The sequence below is a fragment of the Streptococcus sp. FDAARGOS_192 genome, from assembly GCF_002073815.2.
Lineage (GTDB): Bacteria > Bacillota > Bacilli > Lactobacillales > Streptococcaceae > Streptococcus > Streptococcus salivarius_H.
The window spans coordinates 685,354-712,215 of the sequence record NZ_CP020431.2; the positions used below are offsets into that span (position 1 = coordinate 685,354).

Sequence of the window (26,862 nt, forward strand, 5' to 3'; positions counted from 1 at the left end):
ATACATTATTTGATTAGTTTTGGCTACGCTTTCTTAAAATTTTTCCGCGATTTTTTTATCGGCCTCCAGTTGAGCGCAAAGTTCCTCTATATTATTGAACTTAATCATATCACGGATATAATCTAGCCAAAAAACTTCGATTGTTTTTCCATAAATATCGCCTTCGAAATCAAAGATATTGGCTTCAAGGCGGAGTTCTGTTCCCCCAAAGGTAACGTTTTTACCTAGGCTAGTCATGGAACGATAGCGTTTACCATCAATCACCACATCAGCAACATAGACGCCATCTGCAGGGAGAAAGGTTCTGTCGATTGGTGCTAAATTAGCAGTTGGAAAACCAATGGTACGCCCACGGGCATCACCATGTACCACGATGCCACGTGTCGAGAATTCGTGGCCAAGAAGTTTATTGGCTTCTTTAACATTACCTTCTCGTATTAATTGACGTACACGTGTTGACGAAATCTTTTCACCATCGCTTTGTTGCTCTTCAATGACATGGACATTACCAGAAAAATTACGGGCTAAATAGTCCGCATCCGTTCGATGGTGTCCAAACTTGTAATCAAAGCCCACAACAACCTCTTGAGCTTTTAACCGATTAATATAGCGGGCAATGAAATCATCTGAACTCGTTCGGGCAAAATCACTATTGAAATCTGTTAAGTAAAGCTGATCTGTTCCATAGGCTTCAAAAAGATCACAGCGTCTCTTGGGTGCTGTGATATGAAGGAGGAGATCATCCGTATACCGTTGAAAAGTCAGTTGAGGACTTTCATTAAAGGTAAGAACAGCTACTTCAAGCTGTTTGTCGTCAGCAATCTGGCGCGCCTTATCAAAAAGGACCTTATGACCACGATGAAGCGCATCGAAATAGCCTAAGACAAGGACTGTATCCTTTTCCTGATGGATATCTTTATAATCGTTAATAGAAGTTATTTTCATTGACTTAATACTTTTCTAGGTTTATAAACTTGATTTCGCTTTTCCATGATGGCTAGAACTTTGTCTCCTAAAAAGGCCGCAACTAAGGGTTCTTGGCTATCAATAGCAATAAAGCGACCAAATGAGATTTCTTTAGCATCATCTTCAGTGACTTGTACTGCTGGCAAATCCTGAACACCGAATTCGATGGGAAGGAGGAAGGACGTATCCCCTGCTTCTACCATTTCTGAAATTTGAGAGAGAGTTAGTGCCTTATCTAAGGTTAGACCAGCTGAGGCTGTTCGACGAAGAGCAGACATATGACTCGCGTAGCCGAGCTTAGCACCCAAATCGACAGATAAGGTACGGACATAAGTTCCCTTGCTACAAGCAACACGGAAGGTGAATCTCGCAGTGTCGTTTTCTAGCTCGATGGGTGAGGTACGGACAAATTCGGTAATGGTCACTTGACGTTGTGGACGTTCTACTTCTTCTCCAGCGCGTGCGTACTCATAAAGTTTCTTTCCGTTGACCTTAACTGCTGAGTACATAGGAGGAATTTGTGTGATTTCTCCCTCAAAGCTAGCCATTGCTTTGTCAACGGTGGCTTCATCTAGCTCAGTTACTGGGGTAGTTTGGACGATTTCTCCACCAGCATCCTCGGTAGTTGTCGAAAAGCCAATGGTAATTTCTCCCTCGTAGACCTTCCCTGCTTCAGTCATGTATTCAATGACACGAGTCGCTTTTCCAACTGCTATAGGTAGGACACCAGTAACATCTGGATCAAGGGTACCACCATGTCCAATTTTTTTCTCTTGTAATATTTTGCGTAGTTTAAATACAGCATCATGACTGGTCATTCCAGCCTCTTTTTTTAGATTAATAATTCCTGAAATCATACTTTTAATTATATCAAAAGCAATCCTAAAGAGCTAGGTAGAAACATAAAGAGGCAGAGAGCAAAGTCTCTAACCTCTTACGGATTATAGTCATAAGCAATCGCAAGACTGCTAGCTTTTTAATCAATATCTCTTTTTAGATCGCTTTCTAGTTCAAAGAAGGGTTGAATATCTTGCACATACTCTAGGACACCTTGAAAGTCTCCCTGGTCATCCCTGACAGCTGCATAGGTAACATAGACGAATTTTCCTAAACGTTCAGATTTGAACCACATTGGAACTTGGTCACGCTCACCACTCCTTAGTAATTCAAAAATTTTCTTGACCTTATCAAGTACTTTTGGCGGATGACAAAGTTCAACGTTTCGTCCAATTTGGCTAGGTGTTCGTTTAAAAACCATTTCATTGGCAGGAACATTATCATTATAGTATTGGAAAATATCGTCTTTATTGACGAAAGTAATTTCCAAAGGGAGATGATTTAGAATAAGATTGGCCTGCTCCACAGAAAGATAACCATTGCCAAAAGGTTGCGTTGTTTCTCTATCTACGACAGTTTCAGTTTTTGGTTTTGGGGTGAAGCTGATGGTGAATTGCCCTTCTGGGGTTTCAATAATTCGGGTATTGCCCGTATGTGCGTCAGTGCTCAGACCTGACTGTTCTTGCGATGTTTCCGTATTGTCTTCCTCAAAACGCTCACGCTTAGGTTTCCAAACGGCTGTAGGTTTTATAATTGCATAGCCATAAGCATCGCTCTCCTCGGCAATTGAAAGCCAATCATCCTGCGTAAAGGTTTCTAGCAGAATCATAAGTAAGATGGCTTCTTCCTTGAAAATCATGGCTTCAAATTCTTCCGAAAAGGCTTCAAATGCTTTTGAAAATTCTTCTAAATCAGCATCCGGAAGTTCCTTTAGTTTAGCTTCTGCCACTCGATAAAGTTTTCGGATGTCATCGTCCACTCCCCACATCACTTTTGGTGGGGAGTCATGGCCGTAACGCTCCATTATTGGAAAGAAGAGCTTTTCTTTACGTGTATAATGATTATGGAATTGTCCCAGTAAAGCCATCTGATGCTTAAGACCATTGAGCAGGTCAGATTTAAAGTCTTCATTTTCGGGTTTACTGATGTTTTCTATGATACGTCGAATACGGAGAATAGCTGAGCGTAGGGCTAAATTTTCCTGTTTAAAGACATAGACAGGGTGTCCCTCTTGATCAGCATCTGCCACCTCCACATCTGCAATAGCACCTTTAAATAAGTTAGCGTGGACATTGCAGAGACTCATAACATCTTCAAAGGTAACCCCCTCATCTGATGACATCAGTTCATGCTCCATCATAGAGATTTCAAGGGCAGATACCCCTTTAAAGTGTTGGTTAAAACGTTCTTGAACACTCTCAGGACTTGCTCCATGGTGCAAATCTAGGAGAATTTCTTTCAGTATTTGAATACGATTGTTTTCCATATCAGTCACCAATTACGTCGTAACCGTTGAAAATCAAGGTTTGCTTGATTTTATCTAGTGGAATATTAGCTAACTTAGAGCCAGCTTTAAGACTGGTTACCTTACCGACAGTATTGAGCATAGCTGGGTTGGACAAGGGCTTGAAACCAAGATCAATCAGTAAATCCTTAACCTCTGGATGCTCTTTTATGATTGTTGCGACTGGTTGTGATAAATCTATGGTGTTGGTAGTCATAATGACCTCCTAATAACATATTTGCTACTACCATTATACACGAGAATAATAAAAAAAGACCAACAAATCCTAGTTTGCTGGCTTTTGGTTAATTTCCAAATAGAGCTTCTGTAACATTGTGTTGGATATTTTCCCACTCTTGCTCTGCACGAACCATCTTACGGTGGAAATCGGCACGCCCACGTAGGTAGGCCGCAATTTGGTAATCTTGCTTAACAATAGGTATTTCAGGAATTTTGATGTCCAAGAGGTCAGCCGTCGATAAATTGAGGACAGCCTTTCCCTTATCAGCATAGTCCAAATAGGCACGACCAATATCTGTCTCAAGAAAGAACTTGATGTAAAAACCACGAAGTTTTTCCTTAGGTCGTAATACTGTGATATTTGATGAGGCAACAACTTCACGATTGCCCTGATCTTCGAAAACAGCAACTTTTTGAACAGTTCCCTTAGATGCAATAAGCACATCTCCATCTTCTAAGAGAAAGCGTAAAAGTTTGCGGCGTTCCTCAGAAAATGTTTTTAGGTCATCGTAAGCAATGCCGTTGGGTGTCATATCCGATAGATTAATGACAGCGAATTCGCCAGGTTCTGCCTTAGCAGGGACAGCTTTTCCTTTAAATTGATCGACAACATCGCCTAAACGAACAAGTTTGTCTGTATTAGCTTCGTAATCGATAATCAGTTGAGGTCTTTCTTTTTCAGACATTGAATCTCCTTTTTATATTTTACTATCCGTATTGAGTATTACTATACAATAATAACAAGAAGCTAATACTTTTGCAAGCAAAAACTGTAAGAAAGGCAAAATAAAAAAGAGACCGGGGCCCTTTTTTATAAGCTTTTAACTGCTGCTACTGCTGCTTCATAATTTGGATCAGTATTGATATTGTCCAAATATTCGACATAAGTAATCTTGTTGTCAGCGTCTGCCACTAAAACGGCACGCGCTAACAAGTGCCATTCTTCAATAAGGACACCATAGTCTTTACCGAAACTATTATCATAGTAGTCAGAGAGCATGATAGCATTTTCAAGGCCCTCAGCACCACACCAACGAGCTTGCGCAAATGGTAGGTCCACTGAAATAGTAATAACGACAGTATCATCTAGTTCTGACAATTCCTTGTTAAAGATACGTGTTTGAGTTGAACAAATACCAGTATCGATTGATGGAACGATAGAGATAACTTTTTTCTTTCCATCGAATTCTGAAAGTGATTTTTTCGTCAAATCTGTTGCTGTCAAATTAAAGTCACGCAAGGTATCTCCAACTTGAAGTTGTTTGTCTTCTGCTACAGTAACTGGTTTTCCAATAAATGTTGGCATGCTAGTCCTCCAATACTTTTTTTACTATTGTACTGCAAATAGAGCAAGAAGCCTAAGCATTTGTTTAGAACTTTTCAAACAGTAGTTTAATTTTTTCAGCAATCACTGTATTAATTGCAGGAATAACTTCATCCGCAAAGTCTTTCAGATAGGGATAATCGCCAACTTGCACACCATATATAGCATATTTGAAAAGAGAAATATCATTTTGGTCATTTCCAAAAGCTACAAAGTCTCTACCAAAGTGGTTTAAAACAGTACTAGCCTTAGTCACTCCTTTTGGATTAATGTAGAGACACCTTTCGATATCATGGTAAGTAAGGTCTAAACATTCCAGTTTGTTTAGATTAAAGATAAGGTCTTCTCGTATATCCTCATGCTCTGCAAGTGGAATAACAGCTTTAATGGGCTTATTAAGTTCTTGGACAGGCAAAATCTTTGCTTTGTTTAATGGGTCAACATTTGAGAGAAAAGGAATCTGTTCAGGATTTTGAATAGCATAATTAAAGGTATCATCAATAAAATAAGGGAGATTATAGGTATCACAGTAGCTAACAATCGTTCTGAGAGCATGTGAAGGTATTGTGTATTGCGATACTAAATATCCATCTTGAAAGACTTCACCACCGTTTAAGCCAACTACTGTCAGCTTTTTCAATTCTCCCTCCAAAATACTAAGACAGTCTCTCTAAGAGCGTGCTGTTGCAAAAATAATCTCATGACCGTATTTAGGTGCTGTTAAAAGAACCTCTTGTAGTTCTTTTGACATGGTCATACCATCGAAACACAGGGTTCCATCCAAATCAAAAACAAATTTCATAGGGATAGTATAACAAAAAACCAGCTCTATAGCTGGTTTGAATATTTAGTATCAAAATACTTAGATTTTATCAAGGGCTAGTTTTAAATCTTCAATCAAATCATCTGCATTTTCTAAACCAACTGAGATACGAATTTGATTTGGAGTGACACCACAAGCTAGCAAATCTGCTTCTGCCAATTGTTGGTGAGTTGTTGTTGCAGGGTGAACCACCAAAGATTTTGCATCAGCAACGTTAGCTAAATCTGAGAAGATTTCAAGATTATCAATAACGGTACGTGCTTCGTCTTGTCCACCTTTAACATGGAAAGTGAAAATAGAACCTGGTCCTTTAGGGAAGTATTTTTGTGCCAAATCATAGTAAGGACTTGATGGTAATCCAGGATAGTTCACTTTTTCAACTTTTGGATGATTTTCCAAAAAGTCTACGATTTTTTTAGCATTTTCGACGTGGCGTTCGACACGAAGTGAAAGTGTTTCAAGTCCTTGTAAAAGTAAGAAAGCATTGAAAGGTGCCAAGGCAGCCCCTGTGTCACGCAAAAGTTGTGTACGAAGGGCAGTGATAAATGCTGCAGGACCAACATCACGTGTATAGCTGATATTGTGGTAAGATGGATCTTCGTCAACCAACTGTGGGAATTTGCCTGAAGCTTCCCAGTCAAATTTACCAGAATCGACGATAAGACCACCGATAGTTGTTCCATGTCCACCGATAAACTTAGTCGCAGAATGAACTACGATATCTACACCATGGGAGATAACATTGATGAGATATGGAGTACCAAAAGTATTGTCAGCAACCAATGGAATCTTATGGCTGTGAGCAATTTCAGCAATCTTTTCAAAATCAGGAATGTTGATAAGCGGATTACCTAAAGACTCAATCAAGACTAGTTTGGTATTATCTTTGATAGCAGCTTCAATTTCTTCAGGATTGTCAACATCTACAAAAGTTGTTGTGACACCATAGCGTGGAAGAGTTTCTTTTAAGAGATTAAATGTTCCACCGTAGAGGGTTGTCGCAGCAACAACATGATCGCCAGCATGTGCCAAACCAAGGACCGCATAGGTGATTGCAGCCATACCTGAAGCCGTAGCCAAGGCACCAACACCACCTTCGAGGGCTGCAATACGTTCTTCAAGTACTGCTACTGTTGGATTGGTAATACGTGTGTAAATATTACCCGGTTTTCTAAGGGCAAAGAGATCTTCACCTTCTTGAGCATCGTCAAAAACATATGAAGTTGTTTGGTAAATTGGAACCGCACGTGATTTTGTTTCCTTGTCAGGTGTTTGTCCAGCGTGTAATTGTAAGGTTTCAAATGAAAATTCTCGTGACATATGGGTGTCCTCCAAAACAAAAGTTGCCTTCATTCTACACCCATAAAAGCTAGCTGTCTAATAGAAATTTTTTATCAATGTGATAGGGAGGGCTTATAAAAAGGACCTTTCGGTCCCTCTCTATTTCTTCTCAATAGGTGCTACGCTTGCCAAAACCTTTTTAAGTCCAACTTCTGGGAATTTTATCTTAAGTTCTTGTGTTTTGCCACTTCCAGTTACTTCTAGGACAGTCCCATCTCCCCACTTCTTGTGGTGAGCAATATCTCCGATTTCCCAGTCAGTAGCTGAATTGCTAGAGTCTGAAGTCTTGCCAAAAGGTAGTCCGCCAGTAGCTTTTGAAAATGGCTGAGCGCCCGTATGTCTTTGAGGTTGTGCATTTGCTTTTCTGGTCTGAAGCGCTTGTTGTAAACTCATGCCTTGACCAAATTGTGTTGGCTCTTCCTTTGTAAAACGAACACCAAATGATGAATTGGCTGGACGTGCTAGACCTTGATATTGTAATAAATCATCTGAAATTTCACGCAAGAAACGGCTAGGACGATTATAGCTAGTCTTACCAAAAAGCGTACGCGTATTCGCGTTGGTAAGGAAAAGAATCTCTTCAGCACGGGTAATACCTACGTAAGCTAAGCGACGCTCTTCTTCGAGTTCTTCTGGATCCTCTGAGGCAAGAGACAAAGGGAAGACCCCCTCTTCCATACCGATAAGAAAGACAACTGGGAATTCAAGTCCTTTGGCAGCATGGAGGGTCATCAAGGTTACTTCTGCTGCTTCCATATCTCCATCGTCCGTATCAGCAATCAAGGCTAGATCGTTCAAGAAACGGCCTAAACGGTCAATACCAGTCTCATCTTCCGTACCATCAGTGTTGGTTTCATCAAAATTCTTAGTAACAGACATGAACTCTTCGATATTTTCAATGCGTGCTTGACTTTCAAGTGTTTGTTGCATAGAAAGAGCATCCAGATAACCAGACTTATCTAAAACTGTCTCTACCGCTTCAGTGATGCTTAGCCCATCTAGCTGGTCACGTAGATTCAGAATCATATTAGCAAAATCGTAAACGCCCTGAGCTGCTTTCCCCTTGATTGGTGACAACATAATATTAGCTGAAGCATCTAGGAGACTCATGTTTTGCTCATAGGCAAAGGTACGAATCTTTTCAAGTGTGCCAGGACCGACCCCACGTTTAGGTTCATTAACGACACGTTCAAAACTAATATTATCCGCAGGATTGGCAATCAAGTTCAAGTAAGAAATAACATCACGAATTTCTTTACGGCTATAGAACTTGGTCCCTCCAACCATGGTATAAGGGATATTAGACTTAAGCAAGGCTTCTTCAATAGTACGAGACTGAGCATTGGTACGGTAGAGTACAGCAAAATCCTTAAAGTTCTTACCTTCTTCACGAATGATGTTATCAATAGTTGAAGCAACAAAAACAGCTTCATCACGCTCGTCATTAGCACGGTAATAAACGATTTGTTCACCGTCGTCATTTTGAGTCCAAAGTTTCTTAGGACGGCGGTTTCGGTTGTTCTTGATAACTTCATTGGCTGCTTGGAGAATTTTCTTGGTTGAACGGTAGTTTTCTTCCAAGAGAACTACCTTGGCTTCAGGATAGTCCTTTTCAAAGTCAAGGATGTTCTGCATATCAGCCCCACGCCAACCGTAGATTGATTGGTCCGCATCACCTACGACACAGATATTTTTGAAGCGAGATGCCAAGAGTTTTACCAACTGATATTGAGCATGGTTGGTATCTTGGTACTCATCCACGTGAATGTACTGATAACGTTGCTGATAATAGGCGAGAACATCAGGATTTTTGTCAAAGAGACGTAAAGTCATCATAATCAAATCGTCAAAATCCATGGCTTCACTACGACGGAGCTCTTCCTGATAGGCTTTGTAACATTTAGCAACGATTTGGGTGTACATATCACCGGCCTGGTGCTCATAGGCCACTTCATCCAAGAGGTCGTTTTTGGCGTTGGAAATCGTCCCTAAGATGGCACGTTCATTCCACTTCTTAGGGTCCAGGTTCAGATTCTTGAGAATACGTTTCATCAAAGTACGTTGTTCCCCAGGATCTACGATAGTAAAGTTCCGGTTGTAGCCAATATGGTCTGCTTCACGACGAAGGATTCGCACACACATACTATGGAAGGTCGCAATCAAGGTTTCTGAAGTTGCTGGATTTAAAGCCATAGCACGTTCACGCATCTCACGAGCTGCCTTATTGGTAAAGGTAATGGCTAGGATATTCCAGGGGTTAATCATTTTCTCGTCAATGAGGTAGGCAATGCGGTGGGTAAGCACACGTGTCTTCCCAGATCCTGCACCAGCCATAATCAATAAAGGCCCCTCAGTCGTTTGGACGGCTTTGGCCTGTTTGTCATTCATACCAGTTAATAATGGGTTCATCATATTCTCCATTCTCAAAAATAAGCTCTACTATTTTATCATTTTTTGGATGAAAATGCAGATTCTATTCATAATGGATCTGAAATTACTTTAGAAGATAATTGTTTGTTTTTATTTGGAAGTACTTTGCTTAAGATTGCTCATATTCCTAGATTTTTCTAGCTTTGGAAGAAGACATGCTAAAGAATAATATTCGGATTTTTATACTTTTTATGAAAATTAGTGTTGACACTGTTCGGTTTTTTCGATAAGATAGAATCACAATAAAATAAGAACCGAGTGATGTCATCAGGATGACTGGTGATTGACGGACTTCTGGAGAGATCTTGAAGCAGCCTTAGCTGTATACAAGACACCGAAGGGGCAAGGCGTAACAACCGAAACTCTCAGGTAAAAGGACAGAAAGCATCGCAAGTTTTTTAACTTGTAGTAATAGCTTTGTATTCTCAGAGGTCTGGTTAAGCCAAACCTCTTTTTTGACGTCTCGGTTAAAGGAGATTGTAAATTTATGTTAGAATTTTTTACTACCATTGATGATTTTGTCTGGGGTCCACCCCTTCTGGTCCTTCTTGTAGGAACTGGGATTTACCTTACAATTCGTCTTGGTCTTTTGCAAGTTCTTCGTCTTCCTAAAGCTTTTAAACTTATCTTTGCTGAAGATAAAGGGGAAGGAGATATTTCTAGTTTCGCAGCCCTTGCAACGGCTCTTGCTGCAACAGTTGGTACAGGTAACATTGTTGGGGTAGCTACCGCCATCAAGACAGGTGGACCTGGTGCCCTTTTCTGGATGTGGATTGCCGCTTTCTTTGGTATGGCAACTAAATATTCCGAAGGTCTTTTGGCTATTAAATTCCGTACACTTGACGACCAAGGTAATGTTTCTGGTGGTCCAATGTATTACATCACACACGGTTTCTCTGGGAAATGGCAAACAATTGCTAAACCTTTGGCCTACTTCTTTGCCTTTGCAGGTGTCCTAGTTGCATGGTTGGGGATTGGTACTTTCTCTCAAGTTAACTCAATCACCGCTTCACTTCAAAATAGCTTTGACTGGTCACCAAAAATCGTAAGTGTCATTCTTGCTCTTATCACTGCTGCCATCATTTTTGGTGGTATCCAATCTATCTCTAAAGTTTCTGAAAAGGTCGTACCATTTATGGCTGGGCTCTATATCTTAGCAGCTCTTGTGGTTATCTTTACTAACTTTAATCAACTTCTTCCAGTCCTTGAAATGGTCTTCCAATCTGCCTTTACTGGTAAAGCAGCCGTTGGTGGTTTTGCTGGTGCAACAGTCATGGTTGCAATGCGTCTTGGTATTGCGCGTGGTGTCTTCTCAAATGAGTCAGGTCTTGGATCTGCTCCTATCGCCGCTGCTGCAGCTAAGACTGAAGAACCTGTTGAACAAGGTTTGATTTCAATGACAGGTACTTTCATTGATACGATTATCATCTGTACGCTTACTGGTCTTGCTATCCTTGTAACGGGTCAATGGTCAGGTAGCCTAGAAGGTGCCCCAATGACACAAGCAGCCTTCTCATCTGTTTTTGGTACATTTGGTGAAATTGCCTTAACACTTTCTTTGGTTCTCTTTGCCTTTACAACAATCTTGGGTTGGTCTTACTACGGTGAACGTTGTTTCGAATTCATTTTCAAATCAACGAAATTCCTTCCACTCTACCGCCTCATTTTTGTAGTCATGGTTGCCCTTGGTGGATACCTCACACTTGATGTTGTTTGGAAAATTGCGGATATCGTAAACGGATTGATGGCATTGCCTAACTTAATTGCCCTTCTTGTCCTCTCACCAATCATCTTCAAAGAAACCAAATCATACTTTGAACGTCACAAATAAACAAAAAGAGCCTAGGCTCTTTTTTCTTGACTTTATCGGCACCAATCCTTGCTACTACTGGTCTTTTGAGTTACAATGAAATTAAATCATTTTACAACTAATTCAGAAAAAATCCAAAGGAATAACTATGTCAATTACCAAAGAATTTGATACGATTACTGCAATTTCAACGCCTTTAGGTGAAGGTGCTATCGGTATTGTTCGCTTATCTGGAACCGATGCTCTTGCTATTGCTAATAAGGTTTTTAAAGGAAAAAATCTAGAAACGGTCGCTTCACATACTATCAATTACGGCCATATTGTCGAAAATGATGAAACCATTGATGAAGTCATGGTCAGTGTTATGCGTGCACCTAAGACCTTTACGCGTGAGGATGTGGTGGAGATTAACACTCATGGTGGTGTCGCTGTAACCAATGAAATTCTTCAACTCCTTATCCGTTCTGGTGCTCGTATGGCCGAACCTGGAGAATTTACCAAACGTGCCTTCTTGAATGGTCGTGTGGACTTGACCCAGGCCGAAGCTGTCATGGATTTGATTCGTGCTAAGACTGATAAAGCTATGGCCGTTGCCGTTTCTCAACTTGATGGTTCGCTTAAGGATCTCATTAACAACACTCGCCAAGAAATCCTTAACACTTTGGCTCAAGTCGAAGTGAATATCGATTACCCAGAGTATGATGATGTTGAAGAAGTGACTACAAATCTTGTCCGTGAAAAGACTCAAGAGTTCCAAGCACTTCTAGAAAATCTTTTGGCTACTGCCAAACGAGGAAAAATTCTACGAGAAGGTCTTTCAACGGCAATCATTGGTCGTCCAAATGTCGGAAAATCTAGTCTTCTTAACAATCTCCTACGTGAAGAGAAAGCTATCGTTACAGACATTGAGGGTACAACACGTGATGTCATTGAAGAATACGTTAATATCAAAGGCGTTCCCCTTAAGTTAATCGATACCGCTGGTATCCGTGACACAGATGATGTTGTTGAAAAAATTGGTGTAGAGCGTTCTAAAAAAGCTCTCGATGAGGCTGACCTGGTTCTTCTTGTCCTTAATAGCTCGGAACCGTTAACTGAGCAAGACCGTACATTACTCGAAATCAGCCAAAATAGCAATCGTATCATTCTCCTAAATAAGACAGACCTTCCACAAGCAATCCAAATGGAAGAGCTTCCTGAAGATGTCATTCCGATTTCAGTCCTCAAGAATGAAAACATCGACAAAATTGAAGATCGCATCAATCAACTCTTCTTTGATAATGCTGGTCTAGTGGAGAAAGATGCTACTTATCTCTCAAATGCCCGTCATATTTCACTCATTGAAAAAGCCCTCGAAAGTCTTGAAGCAGTCAATCAAGGTCTTGAATTAGGCATGCCTGTTGACCTCCTACAGGTTGATATGACATGTACTTGGGAAATTCTGGGAGAAATTACTGGTGATGCTGCCCCAGATGAACTCATTACGCAACTCTTTAGCCAGTTCTGTCTAGGGAAATAAACATAACTAAATTTATGTAAAAAGATGCTTTGTCATCTTTTTGTTTTGCCAGTAGTTAATACAGAAATATAATTATGTAAACAACTTATCAATACCATCAGACGATTTACTCATGCTTTTTAAGAAAGAAAATGCTATCATGGTACTATCCTATGATTTTGAAAGGTTTGCCATGAGACAAGCAGCTACTGATACAGATTTTCAACATTTGATAGATTTTGACGATAATCTGCTTCCATTTCGATTGACGGAAACTAAGGTTGAAAATGGACGCCCTGATATCCTTTTTCATTGGCATCCAGAGCTTGAGATTCAGTATGTTTATGAGGGGACAGCTCGTTATCACATTGATTATGACTATTTTGACAGTCAAGCTGGAGACATCTTTTTAATTCGTCCGAATGGCCTTCATTCGATTCACCCCGTAAATAATCAGTCTCATCATACGGACACCCTACATTTTCATTTGGATATGCTGGGACAATCGCTGGTGGACCCGCTTAGTCTACGTTACCTACAGCCCCTACAGAATTCTAATTTCAAGTTTAAACAATGCCTGAGACCATCAGACGAGGGGTATAGGGAAATTAGAGCTCTCCTCTTTGAGATTTTTAAGATGATTCGTCAGAAGGATCGTCACTATGAACTTCTTCTCAAGTCAAAACTAGAAGAATTAATCTACCTCCTCTACTTCTATCGTTTGGTAGAGCGAAAAACTTCTGATGATCATTATCGTAAGAATGAGAAGATTCGGGAAATCATTGATTACATTAACCAACATTATGCCGAAAATCTCACTATTGAAAAGTTGTCAGAGCTCATGGGATATAGTAAGACCCACTTTATGACGATTTTTAAGCAACATACAGGTACCTCTTGCACAGAATTTATCATTCAAGCAAGACTCAATGCTGCTTGCGAGGAGCTTCGTAATAGCGTTAAACCAGTTTTGGAAATTGCTACTAATGTTGGTTTTAACAACCTATCCAACTTCAACCGCCAATTTAAACACTATTACGACCAAACACCAAGCCAGTATCGAAAAACACATAGTAACAAGAAGAAAACAAAAAAGAGTTAATCAAAAGGTTAACTCTTTTCTTATCTGCAAGCTTCTTAGTTTTTCTCTTTACCTTTATGTTTTCCACTAAGTCCAAAGAGAGTTAGCAACATGCCAAGTCCGAGGAGACCTGCGTGTGAGCCCTTGTCACCTGTTGTAGGAAGAACTTCAGTTTGAGCAGAAGCTTCTGTCACTTTTCCAGTTTCTTTAAGTGCTTCGCTTCTTGTTGAAATGAAGAATACTTTGCCATTAGGAGTCGTCACTACTTTAGATACGACTGGTTTGCTAGTTTCTAAATCTTTAGCAATAGTTGATGGAGTAACAGGTTCCAAAGGATTAAGTGTAGGGTCTGCTGCATTTTCTTTTTTGTTCAAGGCAGCAAAATCAGCACTTGAAATTGAAATGGTACGTGAATTTGGATTGATAACGGCATACTTAGAAAGGTCTGCATGTGTCAAGTAATCCGCAAAGACGGTATCCATTGAAGGACCTTCTTCACGAGGACCACCAAGCATTGTGTAGCCATCACCACCAGCAGCTAAGAAGTCATTCGTTACAAGGTAGTAAGTTTCATTAGTGTTGAGTGGTTTATAGGTACCAGTTTCTGGATTAAAAATGTCAATTGACAAGATACGTTTTTCTGCTGGAAGTGTTGTGTCATAATAAACACGAGCTCCTGATACTTGAAGGAAACCGCCAGATGGTTCAAGAAGAGCTTGACCATTTTCATCTAGAACAGTTTTACCACTTTCGTCAACTTGGAGAATAGAACCAAGAGATTTGACAAACATATCATGGATATTTTGACCTGTCACTTGAATTTGAGCAACTGAGTTACCAAATGGAAGAACGGCAATGATATCACCTTTAGTGATTGGTTTGTCTTTGGCAATTGTCTCACGAAGACCACCACCGTTTGTTACGGCAAGGTTAGACTTGTGTGTGAAGGCTGATTGTCCATAATCTAAGAGAGAATCAGCGACAACATTACCAAGGTTAGTTTCGCGAACACGAACGTCCATACGGTTACCGCTAAGTTTAACTGGACTATTTTCGATAACGACTTTCGAAGAATCTGCCTTGTATTTAGCTTGGATATCATCAATCATAGCTTTAACTGTTGGGTTAACTTGATAATTCTTCTTAGCTTCGTCGTGTGAGATTACGCCATGTGACAAGATACGGTCAGAATTATAAACGACGCGGCCGACATTGTTAAGGTAGCTACCAGTTTGGTTGTAAGTGACATTATCGCCGTATGTTGCTGTGTGAAGAGTGTGTGAGTGACCATCAAGGACAAGAACACGTTTTCCTTTCAAAGGTGCATAGTTTGAAAGAGCTTCTGCCAATGTTGATCCACGCCATTCAACTGGAGTTGTTGTATCTATACCCAAGTGACTAAGGACAACATAAGTCTTGTATTCCTTACCTTCGGCACGGGCATTTGATTCCACTTGGTCAACAACAGCCTTAACCTCAGTAATAGGATCGGTGAAAGAGACACCAGGAATGTTACGAGGGTGTGTCTTAGTAGCTGTCTCAGGTGTAGTGACACCAATAACAACTACTTCATCTCCATCAACACCAGGTGTTTTGTCAACGATTGTAGATGGTTGGAAAAGACGGACGCCATCTACATATACGTTAGATGTGATGATTGGGAAATTGATTTGTTTGCTCAAACGACGCAATTGGTCAAGACCAAAGTCAAACTCATGGTTACCCACTGTCATGGCATCAAAACCAACAGCATTCATGACGCTTGCCATGTCTTCACCTTTAGAACTGTTTGAGATTGGAAGTCCTTGGAATGAGTCCCCGGAGTCAAAGACAAGGGTTGTTCCTTTTGAACGAGAATCATTTACGATACCAGACAAAAGGGCATCACCAATAACTCCGTTACGATCATCTTCAACCATACGACCGTGAACATCGTTGGTGTGAAGGACAGTTACAGTGTCGTTGCTGGCACTTGTGCTAGCATTTGTCACGACTTCTGTTGTAGGAGTTGCGGCTGCAGTTGCTGTTTCACTTGCTGTAGCAGCAGGTGTTTCGCTTGTTTCAGCTGTTGAAGCAGTAACAACTGATGTTGAACTAGCTACTGGTGCTGCAGACTCGCTAGATGCAGTTGTTGCTACAGTAGATGTCGCATTGGTAGTTGCCTCTGTAGCTACTACTTCAGTGCTTGGTGCTGTTACAGCTGCATGAGTTTCTACCTCGTCTGCTTGGACAGCATTGGCCAAGATGGCAGTTGAGACAAGTAGGGTTGATAGGGTCGTTGCAACGACTGTTTTCTTCTTCATTCCAAAATACCTTTCTGATTGTTAAATCGTTTTTATTATACCACATTTATAAGATTAGAATTAAATAAATTTCAATGTTTTATTAGATAATAAAACAATTTTTTAATAATCAATAGGTAGCTAAACGTTTTTCAAGATAGCCTTGAAGCAGTTCAAAAGTAAAGCTCAAAGTCCAGTAAATAAGGGCGATTAGGATATACATAGACATGTAGTCATACTCACGCCCACCGATAATCTTAGCATTTTGGAAAATGTCAGGCACTGTAATCATAGCCGCCAACGAGGAACTCTTTACCATGTCAATGATGACATTACCAAGAGGTGCTACTGCTATACGCATGGCCTGAGGTAAGATAATTCGACGGATAATAGACTTCTTAGGAAGACCAAGAGAGCGAGCGGCTTCCCACTGCCCCTTATCTACGGCAGCTATGGATGAACGAAAAATCTCTGCCATATAAGCGGCACTAACACAGGAGAAACCAATAAAGGCACAAAGAAGGGCGGGCAGCTGAACACCAACGTAAGGCAAACCAAAATAAAGAATGAAGAGCACGACCAACATAGGGACCCCACGCATGATGGAAATATAAACACGGGCAGGATACTTCAACCAAGGTTTTTGCGACATCCGCATAAAGGCAAGGATGATGGCAAATACATTCCCCACCATAAAGCTTAAAAGGGAAATCCCCAAAGTATAGGGCAAACCTGATAGAACATAGGGAATGCTCTTTAGAATCAGTGAAAAATCAATAATCATAAGTCTATCTTTCTAAACAATTCTTTAGCAAATAAGCGATCCAATTGGATCGCTCATATTATTCAACATCAGAGATGTCAATCTCAGTGTAGTCAACTTTCGTTTTCTTTGTAACGTCTTGACCAGCAAAGAACTTCTCTGAAATCTTGGTAAGGGTACCATCTTTCTTCATGTCTTTGATAGCTTTATTAACTTTTTCTTGAAGAGTTTTATTCTTCAATGAGAAAGTAAAGCTTGTTGAGTAAGGGTTACTGTAGATACCATCGTTGATCTTAACAGGGTACTTGTCTTTGATAGCGGCTACTGCCATCTTTTGCAAATAGTAATCATTGACGATAACGTCTGTACGACCATTTACCAAGTCTTGCATATAAACGTCATTGGTAACATTGTCATATACGACAAGTTCAGCACCCATTTTTTTGGCAATCTTCATGTACTTGGTACTTGCAGCACCGGCTGCTTTCTTGCCTTTGAGGTCCTTCCATGAAGAAATTCCTGAATTATCTGATTCACGGACTACCATGGATGTAAATGAATACTTGTATGGTTCAGAACGCAAGAATTTTTTAACGTTCTTGTTGTCATCTTCGAGTGAGTAGTTAGCGATATCTACTTGACCACTATTTACAGCGGTAAGCATGCCATCCACGCCCATCTCCGTGAAGTCAATTTTCAACTTAAGACGTTTTCCAACTTCTTTGAGAATCTCAACGTCATAACCAGTCAAATTGTTCTTATCATCGTGGTAGCTTTGTGGGTAAAGAGTTCCAGCAGTCGCAACCTTGATGCTCCCACGTTTCTCAATCTTTTCCCAGTTCTTCTCACCTGTACTCTGTGACGAGCAGGCAACCAAAAAGACCGCAGCCAAAATTAGGCTAAATACGGCGAAAAATCTCTTTTTCATCTATGTGTGTCTCCTTAAAAAATGAAGTTAAGTTAAAAACTTATAATCTTAGCCTACACTATTTGAAAGGGTTTCACAAAATATTGAACTGCAAATGAGAATGTCTAGCTAAAAACCGAACATTCTTCCATCTGTTGGGTCAAGTGTAAGAGGAGGTCCTCTCTTCCCTTGGCAGCTGTCAGTTGAACACCGAGTGAGAGACCCTGCTCGTCCCGATAGACAGGTAAAGAAATCGATGGTTGTCCCGTCAGGTTAGCTTGTTGCGTGAAAGGTGTCCAGTCTAAGCTGTCCGCAAACATTTCCCAAATAAGTTCCTGCTGCTTTGGCCAGTCAAAATCAGCCATATGTTTGAGTTGATTTTGTAAGTTTTCAGAAAGGGCAAACTGTCCATGCTTAGGTGCCACATCCGCAACTGTTGGTGTTAGAAGAATATCGTAAGTCTCATGAAAATTCGCCATCTGATGGCTATACTGATCCCACTGGGCTAGAATTTTAGAGTAAATTTTAGCAGGAATCTTTTGCCCAGATTGGAAAATAGCCCAAGTCATCAACTCCATATCTTCAAGGGTCATCTTCCGTCCTAAACCAGCCTCTATGGAATCAAACATGGCAGCCGTCTCGACACTATTCATGATGTAGTAAGACTGCATGGCTTCAACCCCATTCAAGGGCTGGTCGCTGATTTCATGCACATAATGTCCTAGACTTTCCAATTTTCTAGCAGCTTTTTTTGTCGCTGCAATAGCAGATTCAGACACCTTACCACCAATAGGAGAGAGAGTCGAAAAAGCAATCTTCAAAGGTTTAACTGGTTCTTCTAAAGACACTTTGCTAAGCTTCGGTATAATAAAGGGACTTTCCATCTGACACGTCTGCATGTGATAGAGCAAGCGTTTTGTATCTCGTACAGTCTTAGTCAAGGCAAACTGGACAGATGCACCCTGCCAGCCACGGAAAGAACTAGGACCGACAGGAATCCGTCCTCTGCTAGGCTTAAGACCAATAAGTCCGTTAAAGGAGGCTGGAATACGGATAGAACCTCCACCGTCACTAGCTGGTGCCAAGGGAGAAATGCCAGAACTTATAAGAGCTGCCGCACCACCACTTGACCCGCCAGCATTACGTGTCACATCGTCGGGCAGGTTAACAGGACCATGAATCTGAGCATCACTGATATTTTTGAAGCCAAACTCAGGAGTGCTAGAACGCCCTAAAATAATAAATCCCAGTTTCTCAAGTTTCTTAACATAATTATCCGTCTCCGTTGCACGATAACTTGTAAATAGTCGAGAACCTGCAGTTGACGGCTCACCAGCTTGCTCCTGCCCCAAATCCTTTAGGAAAATTGGAACTCCAGCAAAAGGCCTTTCTGAAAAGTCTCTAGTTTCTGCTTCTTTCAATGCTTTTTCGTAGCGTTGACTGACGATAGCATTGATTTTAGGATTCGTCCTCTCTGCTTCACGAATGGTAGCCTCCACTAGTTCTCGGGGACTGACCGTCTTATTTTGCACGGCTTCAGCCATTGCCGTTGCATCTGACCACTCATTAATTGTCATCTTATACTCTCCCTGCTTATCTTTTCCTAAATTATACTAAAAAAAGCGAAACGCCTAAAACGTTCCGCCTTAAATCTTGATAATTAGTCTTGCCAAGTCTCTTGATTTTCTTTGAATTTCTTCAAAAGTTGAAGTCCATCTGCTGTGATGTAGCCTTGAACTTTAGCGACTTTGATCAACTCAGTGTAGTTTGAAAGAGTAACCAATTTCACACCAGCATCCGCAAAGTTTTTCTCAGCTTTTGGCAATTCGTAAGTGAAGATAGCCACAACACCGATAACATCAGCCCCTTCACGCTCTGCAGCTGCTACAGCATCAAGTACTGAACCACCAGTTGAAATCAAGTCTTCAACAACAACCATTTTTTCGCCTTTAACCACACGACCTTCGATTTGGTTACCAGCACCGTGATCTTTTGGTTTGCTACGGATGTAGGCAAATGGAAGGTTCATCTTGTCAGCGATAATCGCACCATGAGGAATACCAGCAGTTGCAGTACCTGCAATCACTTCTACTTCAGGGAATTCTTCCTTAATCTTTTCCACAAAACCATTTTCAATAAGTGTACGAGTTTCTGGATAAGACAATGTAATACGGTTGTCTGTGTAGATTGGTGATTTGATTCCTGATGCCCATGTAAATGGTTCTTCGGGTTTAAGGTAAACAGCCTTGATATCGAGCAAGTCAGATGCGATTTGTGATGCTAATGTCATAATTATTATCCTCCGTAAAGCGTTTTCTATTCTTTATTATAACCTAATTCCATCTATTTTCCTATGAAATAAGGTCTTTTTGAAAATTTATTGACCGTTCCATTGGGCCTTGATGTCGTGATAAGCTGCTACTGGATCGTCAGCTTGTGTAATTGGACGACCAACAACAATGTAATCTGAACCAATTTGACGGGCATCGGCAGGTGTCATAACACGTTTTTGGTCACCAACTGCTGCTCCTGCTGGACGAATACCAGGTGTCAAACAAACGAAATCTTCATTTGTTGCTTCTTTGATTTTTGCTACTTCATGTGCTGAGCAGACAACACCATCAAGACCTGCTTCAGCAGTCTTTTTAGCATAATGAACCACAGATTCTTGAAGTGTGGTTTGGATATTTTGGAAATCACGCATCTGCTCTTCAGAGGTAGAGGTCAACTGTGTTACAGCAATCAAGATTGGACCATCTCCCAAGCCTTCACGCGCAGCCTTCATCATTTCCACACCACCAGCCGCATGCACATTAGTCATATCAACGCCAAGGTTAGACAAGACACGCATGGCTGATTTCACAGTATTTGGAATATCGTGAAGCTTAAGGTCAAGGAAAACACTATGGCCAAGCTCTTTAACGTAGCGTACAATCTCAGGCCCAGCAGCATAGTAGAGTTCCATACCAATCTTCACATAGAGCTTTTCATCAGCAGGAAACTTAGTAAGGAAAGCCTTCACATCCTCAAAGGTCGGGAAATCAAGGGCAATAACAGGACGATTTTCTCTCATTTCTTATATCCTTTCACACAAAAAACCTCCGCCAGTCAGCGAAGGTTGCACGAAAATAGGGCAGTCCCTACCCTTTAGTGATGCCGTAGCATCTCAGTACACCTTTCTCGCCTCTCTGGACTCGATTAAAGGTTCAGTTCAATTTGTTCCATTATAGCGCTTTTATGAGGGAATGTCAAAGGGGGTATCTTTAATCTCTATCCTGTAGTACATTAATGAAATTTTTAAAACTTATTTCAAAGTCTTTAGAAACCTATATATTCATATTTCATTCTTAATTCTTGGTAGATATAATATCTTAAAACTTCTCGAAGAAGCAATGTTGTTTCGTACATCTCACTGATATCTGTTATCAATTTTGGATATTTATCCTTCGAATCACCGTGAGTATAATAATTGCGTGTTTGAGTTAATTTTTTTATCAGCAATTCTCTCTCTACATTTGAAAAAATTTTAGACTGATTAAGCTCATCTATTGAATCAAATAAATTTTTCAACCGTTCAGAAAGACTTGGTTCTTTCTTATTAAATTTCAATCTATTTCTAAACTTACCTCTAACCTCCTCTAAGAGATTTGTATTTATAAAATTGAGCAAACATCGTTTTTGTTCTTCTTCAATATCAGATAAACGTTGCGGTATTTTAAAATTCTTAAAATTTCTTGAATATACTTCTAGATTTCTGATTGCATCAACCAACTGATTTTCCAAGAATAAGTTACCATGAAGATTTTTTGAAAATTGTTTAACTATAAAATCAAGTTCCTCAGATTTATCAAACCAATGATTTAAAATAGCTTCAAAATTATTCTCTAATCTCTTTAAAGAGATATCTTGCTGAGAATTTGATTTCCATTTTTTAGACTTTCTAGCATGTTGCACAAAGAATTTTCCTTTTGTCAGTGGCAAACGTTTATCATCTACCATTTTATAATCAACTAGAAATTCAATATTAGTAAAAGACAAAGGTATATTTGATAAAATTTCAATAAGGTCCTTAATCTTGCATGAAGCATGATAAAAATCATTAAAAAGTCTTTTTTTTGAATCAGCTGAAGTAAGTTTAATAAAATAATCACTTGTAAATGATATGTTTGTAAACGAAGAATGTAGTATTGCTGAATCCTCAAAGTTCATTCCTACTGATTTTATTAACGCTTTTGTTGATTGATATTTATGTACTGCACTCTTAAAAATAGTTTGATTCTTATCACGCTTAATGGTCACCAGTGATTTGGCAATCCATTCCTCAATGTGTTCGAAACTAAATTTAAATTCTTTTACTTTTTCAGAATCTAATTCATTTATTAATTTCTTAAAGGCTTCTGAATTATAGTCAAAGTTTTCTACTTCATTATAAAATACACTGTAGATTTTAAAGTCTTTAACTCTATATTTAGTTATTGAAAAACCAGGATATGATAAATATACCATCGGTTCTCCATAAGTGTTTAAAATTAAAATATTGCCATCACTAGTGAATCCATATATTTTTTCCAAATGCTTGCCAAGATTAAAAGAAATACCTAGGTCCTCTTCAAATTCGCCAAATAATTCTAATACAATTTCTCTTGAAGAATAATGTAAAATACCGCTCAAATTATTCTTACTATTGAAATTATCTGGACATTCTGAAAAATAACCTTTTATATCAAACTCTTTGTCCCAAGTATAATCTTTAAATTTCATAATGCTCCTTTTATTTTTTTAAACGTTTTTCTGAGTTTCTAAATTTAAAAAATCAAATACATAGCTTCAAGAAATTACAATACAAAAAATCTTTTATCTATCAATAATGATATTATACTCCAAGAATACTTAGTATTTCTAGAAAAAATAGTTCACCCATTCGAGGTAGAATACTAACTAATATATAGATATAATCTGGCATTAACTGAACTTCGATTATTTAAACGCCTTTATAATGATATATTTTATTCACAACGCTAGAGAAAGAATTGAACATAAAGTCACCAATAAAAAAGATGGAAGTTTTAGTTTCCATCTTTTTACTTTTAAATCAATTATTCTATTTCCCCAACAAGTCTGTTCGAACTTCCTTACGCAAGTCTTCAAGTGTTGTGATACCGTACTTGTCCATGACTTCAGGGAGGCGATCGATGATTTTAGGGCAGGCATAGGGATCTGCGAAGTTGGCTGTTCCGACACCGATGGCTGAGGCACCAGCGATGAACATTTCGATAGCTGCTTCGGCACTGTCGACTCCCCCCATACCGATGATTGGAAGGTCTGAAGCTAGAGCAACTTGGCGGATAAGTTTAAGGGCTACTGGAAAGACGGCTGGCCCAGACATACCACCTTGACCGTTGGCAATGATAGGTTTGCGAGTAGCCAAGTCATAGCGTGTTCCGACCAAGGTGTTAATCATGGTGAAACCAGTCGCACCGGCATCTTCGACTGCTTTGGCGACACTTGTGATATCAGCCACGCTCGGTGTCAGTTTGACATAGACGGGCACATCAGAGTGAGAGACGCTGGCTTTTACTGCCGCATAGGCAAGCTCTGGAACTTGTCCGATGAGTAGGCCGTTATTGCCATGGTCCACGTTTGGACACGAGATGTTGAGCTCGATCGCCTTGACGTTGCTGGCTTTGGAAATCTTATGAGACACTTCTGCATATTCTTCGTTTGAAAATCCAGCTACATTGGCAATGATTGGAAGCTCAGGATAATGCTCCTGCAACCAAGGGAGTTTTTCAGACAAGACAGCATCAACACCAGGGTTTTGCAAGCCAATGGCATTGAGCATGCCTGATGGTGTTTCCGCCACACGGGGTGTTGGATTACCAAAACGAGGGTTGGCGGTAGTAGCCTTAATCATGATTGACCCTAGTTTATCCAAATCATAATACTTGGCATACTCTTGACCAAAACCAAAGCAACCTGAGGCTGGAATAATAGGATTTTTCAAGTCGAGCCCTGGAAGGCTAATAGCTAAACGATTTTTTGAATTCATCTCTGACATAGTAACCTCCTAGACGATGACTTTTCCAGTAGGGAAAACTGGCCCTTCTTCACAAACACGAAGATTTTTGGCGTCCGACTCTCCTTTAACGTGAACCACACAGGCATAGCAAGCGCCCATACCACAAGCCATGCGGGCTTCCATAGAAACATAGGCGTGAGGGTGATTTTCAAACTTGCTATCGACATATTTAAGCATGCCTGGGGCTCCGCAACTATACACGGCATCTGGTGTCCAGTCGAAACCATCAATAACTGTCGAAACGTAACCCTTGATACCGTATGAACCGTCATCAGTCGTCACGTAGACTTCACCACAAGCTCTGAGTTTATCCTCCAAAATGACAGCATCCTTATTGGCAAAACCAATGACTGATACAACTTCCACTCCCTTAGCCTTCAACTGTTTAGCTGTCTCAACCAAAGGTGGCACACCAATACCTCCACCAACTAGGAGGGCTTTCTGCCCAGCCTCAATAACTGAAATATCAAAACCATTTCCCTGAGGGCCCATGGTATCGATGGTTTGCCCAGCTACCATCTTAGACAGAATAGCTGTTCCCTCGCGTTCCACTCGATAGACAATGGTTGCCTCTTTCTTGTCATAGTCAATCTCTGAAATGGAAATCGGACGACGAAGGAGTTTGCTTGGGTCTGGCACTTTGAGATGGACGAACTGTCCAACCTGCATATCTGCAACCATCTCTCCCTTTAGCACCATCTCGAAAATACGAGGTGCAATCTCACGCTGACTCACAATGGTTAAATCTTCAACTAAAATCATGACAACCCTTTCTAAACTGCAAAATGTCATCAAAAAAACCTCGCCACATGGCAAGGTCGCACAAAAAATCACAGGAGAGCCCTGCTGTTTCACTCTGTCCGACCTTTTAAGCCTCTCTGGACTCATTTAAAGGTTATTTTGTGATTATTATAACCGTTTTCAAGACGGATGTCAAAGGAGAAAAGAAAAAACCAAAGCTCTAAAAACTAAGCTAAGGTCTCTCCAGCCTATAACTAGGCCCTCTGTTTGATACGTTCTCAATCATCTCATAGGGTAACATAAATTATCAATATTCCTAACAATAGGTGTTAAGAATATTGGATAACCGTCTTAAAATAAGATTATTGGAACAATCTGTCGTAAACCATAGTATGAGCCAACTGTTGACCATCGCCACCCAACAAATCAACCAAGGCATAGGCAAAGGCTAGGGCTGTTCCGGCACCACGGCTAGTGACAATATTGCCATCAACAACCACCAAGTCAGTTTGATGCTCGCCAGATGCAATTTGTTCTTCAACACCTGGGAAACATGTGAATTTGCGACCTTCAAGAAGACCAGCACGTTCGAGAACAATTGGTGCTGCACAAATGGCAACAACGTATTTTCCAGCTTTTGAAGCTTCTTGAAGAGAGGCAATCAAGGCTTGGTTGTCGCGTAGATTAGTTGAGCCAGGCATACCTCCAGGAAGGACCACCAAGTCATAATCCGCAAAATTACCATCAAATACACCATCCATAGCGACTTGAATTCCATGTGAGCCAGTCACTGACGTACTTTCAAGTCCTATCATGCTACAGTCAAATCCTGCTCGGCGGAAGACATCCACTGGGCTCAAGGCTTCGATTTCTTCAAATCCTTCCGCAAATACTACTGCTACTTTTGTCATGATATACCTCCAATTGACTTATCACTTGATTCTATTACGCCTTAAATTATAGCAGTTTTAGAAGCAGGAAACAAACCATAAAAATTGACTTTGAACATGAAAAAAGACAGCACAAGGACTGTCTTTGTCATTTTATCTAAACAAACTTGCTAGGATCCACAAGAGATAAATATGGGCTGGATAGAAAATATAGAAGAAATTCTTGTTACCACTACCACGTTCACCATTATAGAAATACATAGGAATTGCCGCAAAGATCATCATCCACTGAACGCCTGTCGGGTCAAAAAGATGGGCAATCACTGAAATAACAACTAAAACAATGATTTGAGCCATACGATTGGTACGGAAAATATAGAATAGCAACCCCAAAATAACCATTACAAAGCCACCCTCAACCATGATAATACTTGGCACAAGTGACAAGATAAAGGCAACAATCTGCACAACGATTGGGTTTGCATGTGGCGTTTCAAATATGCCTGCAAGAATCACAACTGGAATAGATGAAAGAATCGGCAAGAGAAAAACACCAATCCCTTGAATCAACTCCTTGTTTGATTTATCGCGAAGCCCCTTAGCCAACAAATCCCAAGAACAAATAAAAATCCCAGTAATAAAGAAGGTTGAAAAGGCATTGTTAGTTAAACTGATACTACCATTATGAAAAATACTACCAATGATGGCGTTGCCAATGATCATAAACCAACTCATGTAAAGCAGACGCCTGAGAAAAGCCATACGATCATGAGTGTAGTGAAAACTATCAGCAGCAAGAAAGAGGAAAATTGGGAAAGACAGACGTCCCAACATCGTCAACCATATAGGTGCCCCCATACTCCCGAACATCTGATAGATTTGGTCCAAAAACATAAGTGCAACAGCTAGGTATTTTAAATTAGTCGCATTGCATATCTTTTTTATATCGTTCATTTAATGCTCCTTTAATTTTCAGCATATTAAATGATACCACAAGTCAGATATAAATTCAAAGGTATTCAGGGAAATAAAAGACATAACTTTTTAACTATTTTAGCGGAACAATTTTTGTAATAAAGAATGGTTCATAATAATAACAAACTCAATTTCGACTACCCATCCAAAGCATTTTTACTCTCTTTGTGCTATAATAGTTAGGCAATATTTACGTTCATAACGTATGCAAATTATTTAAAAAAACTAACAAAGCCCATAAACTCTGCAAGTTTTTGAAATATCTTTTTTTGCGAGCAGAGCGAGCAATTAACTGAGACTTTCCGCTGTGTTAAAAGCGCCTGAAACTAGAAGGTTTCAGGCGCTCGGAATTTTTGAGACGTTAGGTAGGC

22 protein-coding genes, 1 pseudogene and 1 riboswitch are annotated in these 26,862 nt (G+C 40.1%); of the genes and pseudogenes, 3 read left to right on the plus strand and 20 right to left on the minus strand.

Annotated elements, in window-relative coordinates; translation table 11 throughout:
- Positions 1-33 precede the first annotated feature (33 nt).
- From A6J31_RS04300 to pcrA, 9 genes and pseudogenes are all read right to left on the minus strand, one after another.
- Positions 34-945, minus strand: a complete 912-nt coding sequence (locus A6J31_RS04300; RefSeq protein WP_080610517.1) for a bifunctional riboflavin kinase/FAD synthetase — start codon at positions 943-945, stop codon at positions 34-36.
- Positions 942-1,823 (minus strand): tRNA pseudouridine(55) synthase TruB, encoded by an 882-nt coding sequence (gene truB / locus A6J31_RS04305; RefSeq protein WP_080610518.1) that lies wholly within the window; start codon positions 1,821-1,823, stop codon positions 942-944. Before truB ends, A6J31_RS04300 begins: the two co-directional genes overlap by 4 nt.
- A gap of 119 nt (positions 1,824-1,942) precedes the next feature.
- The gene (locus A6J31_RS04310; RefSeq protein WP_080610519.1) at positions 1,943-3,289 is read right to left on the minus strand and encodes a DUF438 domain-containing protein; all 1,347 of its coding nucleotides are present in this window, start codon (positions 3,287-3,289) and stop codon (positions 1,943-1,945) included.
- A gap of 1 nt (position 3,290) precedes the next feature.
- Positions 3,291-3,524, minus strand: coding sequence for a DUF1858 domain-containing protein (locus A6J31_RS04315; RefSeq protein WP_073687711.1), 234 nt, complete (start codon positions 3,522-3,524; stop codon positions 3,291-3,293).
- Between the two features lie 88 nt (positions 3,525-3,612).
- Positions 3,613-4,233: a restriction endonuclease subunit S gene (locus A6J31_RS04320; RefSeq protein ID WP_080610520.1), complete on the minus strand. Its 621-nt coding sequence runs from the start codon at positions 4,231-4,233 to the stop codon at positions 3,613-3,615.
- Between the two features lie 125 nt (positions 4,234-4,358).
- The gene (gene tpx / locus A6J31_RS04325) at positions 4,359-4,853 is read right to left on the minus strand and encodes a thiol peroxidase (RefSeq protein WP_070656224.1); all 495 of its coding nucleotides are present in this window, start codon (positions 4,851-4,853) and stop codon (positions 4,359-4,361) included.
- 64 nt (positions 4,854-4,917) lie between these two features.
- Positions 4,918-5,673 (minus strand): annotated as a pseudogene (locus A6J31_RS04330) (HAD-IIB family hydrolase).
- A gap of 60 nt (positions 5,674-5,733) precedes the next feature.
- Positions 5,734-7,014: an O-acetylhomoserine aminocarboxypropyltransferase/cysteine synthase family protein gene (locus A6J31_RS04335; protein WP_002884918.1), complete on the minus strand. Its 1,281-nt coding sequence runs from the start codon at positions 7,012-7,014 to the stop codon at positions 5,734-5,736.
- Between the two features lie 120 nt (positions 7,015-7,134).
- Positions 7,135-9,444 (minus strand): DNA helicase PcrA, encoded by a 2,310-nt coding sequence (gene pcrA, locus A6J31_RS04340; RefSeq protein ID WP_080610521.1) that lies wholly within the window; start codon positions 9,442-9,444, stop codon positions 7,135-7,137.
- Between the two features lie 305 nt (positions 9,445-9,749).
- Positions 9,750-9,856, plus strand: a riboswitch (glycine riboswitch).
- 96 nt (positions 9,857-9,952) lie between these two features.
- On the opposite strand from pcrA, the gene A6J31_RS04345 reads away from it, so the two are divergent.
- The 3 genes from A6J31_RS04345 (at position 9,953) to A6J31_RS04355 (ending at position 13,875) form a co-directional block, all read left to right on the plus strand.
- Entirely contained in the window at positions 9,953-11,296 is a 1,344-nt protein-coding gene (locus A6J31_RS04345; RefSeq protein ID WP_080610522.1) for an alanine/glycine:cation symporter family protein, read from the plus strand.
- Between the two features lie 127 nt (positions 11,297-11,423).
- Positions 11,424-12,794, plus strand: coding sequence for a tRNA uridine-5-carboxymethylaminomethyl(34) synthesis GTPase MnmE (gene mnmE / locus A6J31_RS04350; RefSeq protein ID WP_080610523.1), 1,371 nt, complete (start codon positions 11,424-11,426; stop codon positions 12,792-12,794).
- Between the two features lie 139 nt (positions 12,795-12,933).
- Positions 12,934-13,875, plus strand: coding sequence for an AraC family transcriptional regulator (locus A6J31_RS04355; RefSeq protein WP_080610524.1), 942 nt, complete (start codon positions 12,934-12,936; stop codon positions 13,873-13,875).
- Between the two features lie 35 nt (positions 13,876-13,910).
- Here the strand turns inward: A6J31_RS04355 and nt5e are convergent, their stop codons facing one another.
- The 11 genes from nt5e to A6J31_RS04415 all read right to left on the minus strand — a co-directional run bounded on the left by nt5e (position 13,911) and on the right by A6J31_RS04415 (position 26,470).
- Complete coding sequence (gene nt5e / locus A6J31_RS04360; RefSeq protein WP_059749166.1) at positions 13,911-16,157, minus strand: cell surface ecto-5'-nucleotidase Nt5e; 2,247 nt, start codon at positions 16,155-16,157, stop codon at positions 13,911-13,913.
- Positions 16,158-16,266: 109 nt separating this feature from the next.
- The gene (locus A6J31_RS04365) at positions 16,267-16,920 is read right to left on the minus strand and encodes an amino acid ABC transporter permease (protein ID WP_021144153.1); all 654 of its coding nucleotides are present in this window, start codon (positions 16,918-16,920) and stop codon (positions 16,267-16,269) included.
- A 58-nt stretch (positions 16,921-16,978) separates the two neighbouring features.
- Positions 16,979-17,827 carry a transporter substrate-binding domain-containing protein gene (locus A6J31_RS04370; RefSeq protein WP_002884961.1) on the minus strand — a complete coding sequence of 283 codons (849 nt, stop codon included), beginning with the start codon at positions 17,825-17,827 and terminating at the stop codon, positions 16,979-16,981.
- A gap of 104 nt (positions 17,828-17,931) precedes the next feature.
- Entirely contained in the window at positions 17,932-19,383 is a 1,452-nt protein-coding gene (locus A6J31_RS04375; RefSeq protein ID WP_070839115.1) for an amidase, read from the minus strand.
- Between the two features lie 83 nt (positions 19,384-19,466).
- Positions 19,467-20,096 (minus strand): orotate phosphoribosyltransferase, encoded by a 630-nt coding sequence (pyrE, locus tag A6J31_RS04380; protein WP_004182503.1) that lies wholly within the window; start codon positions 20,094-20,096, stop codon positions 19,467-19,469.
- A gap of 87 nt (positions 20,097-20,183) precedes the next feature.
- Complete coding sequence (gene pyrF, locus A6J31_RS04385; RefSeq protein ID WP_070839112.1) at positions 20,184-20,879, minus strand: orotidine-5'-phosphate decarboxylase; 696 nt, start codon at positions 20,877-20,879, stop codon at positions 20,184-20,186.
- Positions 20,880-21,124: 245 nt separating this feature from the next.
- Positions 21,125-22,567, minus strand: a complete 1,443-nt coding sequence (locus A6J31_RS04390) for a HEPN domain-containing protein (RefSeq protein WP_070475982.1) — start codon at positions 22,565-22,567, stop codon at positions 21,125-21,127.
- A 340-nt stretch (positions 22,568-22,907) separates the two neighbouring features.
- Positions 22,908-23,864 carry a dihydroorotate dehydrogenase gene (locus tag A6J31_RS04395; protein ID WP_173014508.1) on the minus strand — a complete coding sequence of 319 codons (957 nt, stop codon included), beginning with the start codon at positions 23,862-23,864 and terminating at the stop codon, positions 22,908-22,910.
- Positions 23,865-23,873: 9 nt separating this feature from the next.
- Positions 23,874-24,647: a dihydroorotate dehydrogenase electron transfer subunit gene (locus A6J31_RS04400; protein ID WP_238799541.1), complete on the minus strand. Its 774-nt coding sequence runs from the start codon at positions 24,645-24,647 to the stop codon at positions 23,874-23,876.
- Positions 24,648-24,988: 341 nt separating this feature from the next.
- On the minus strand, positions 24,989-25,537 hold the full coding sequence (locus A6J31_RS04410) for a DJ-1 family glyoxalase III (protein WP_048790285.1): 549 nt from the start codon (positions 25,535-25,537) through the stop codon (positions 24,989-24,991).
- A 132-nt stretch (positions 25,538-25,669) separates the two neighbouring features.
- Positions 25,670-26,470: a TraX family protein gene (locus A6J31_RS04415; protein WP_048790284.1), complete on the minus strand. Its 801-nt coding sequence runs from the start codon at positions 26,468-26,470 to the stop codon at positions 25,670-25,672.
- Positions 26,471-26,862: the final 392 nt, after the last annotated feature.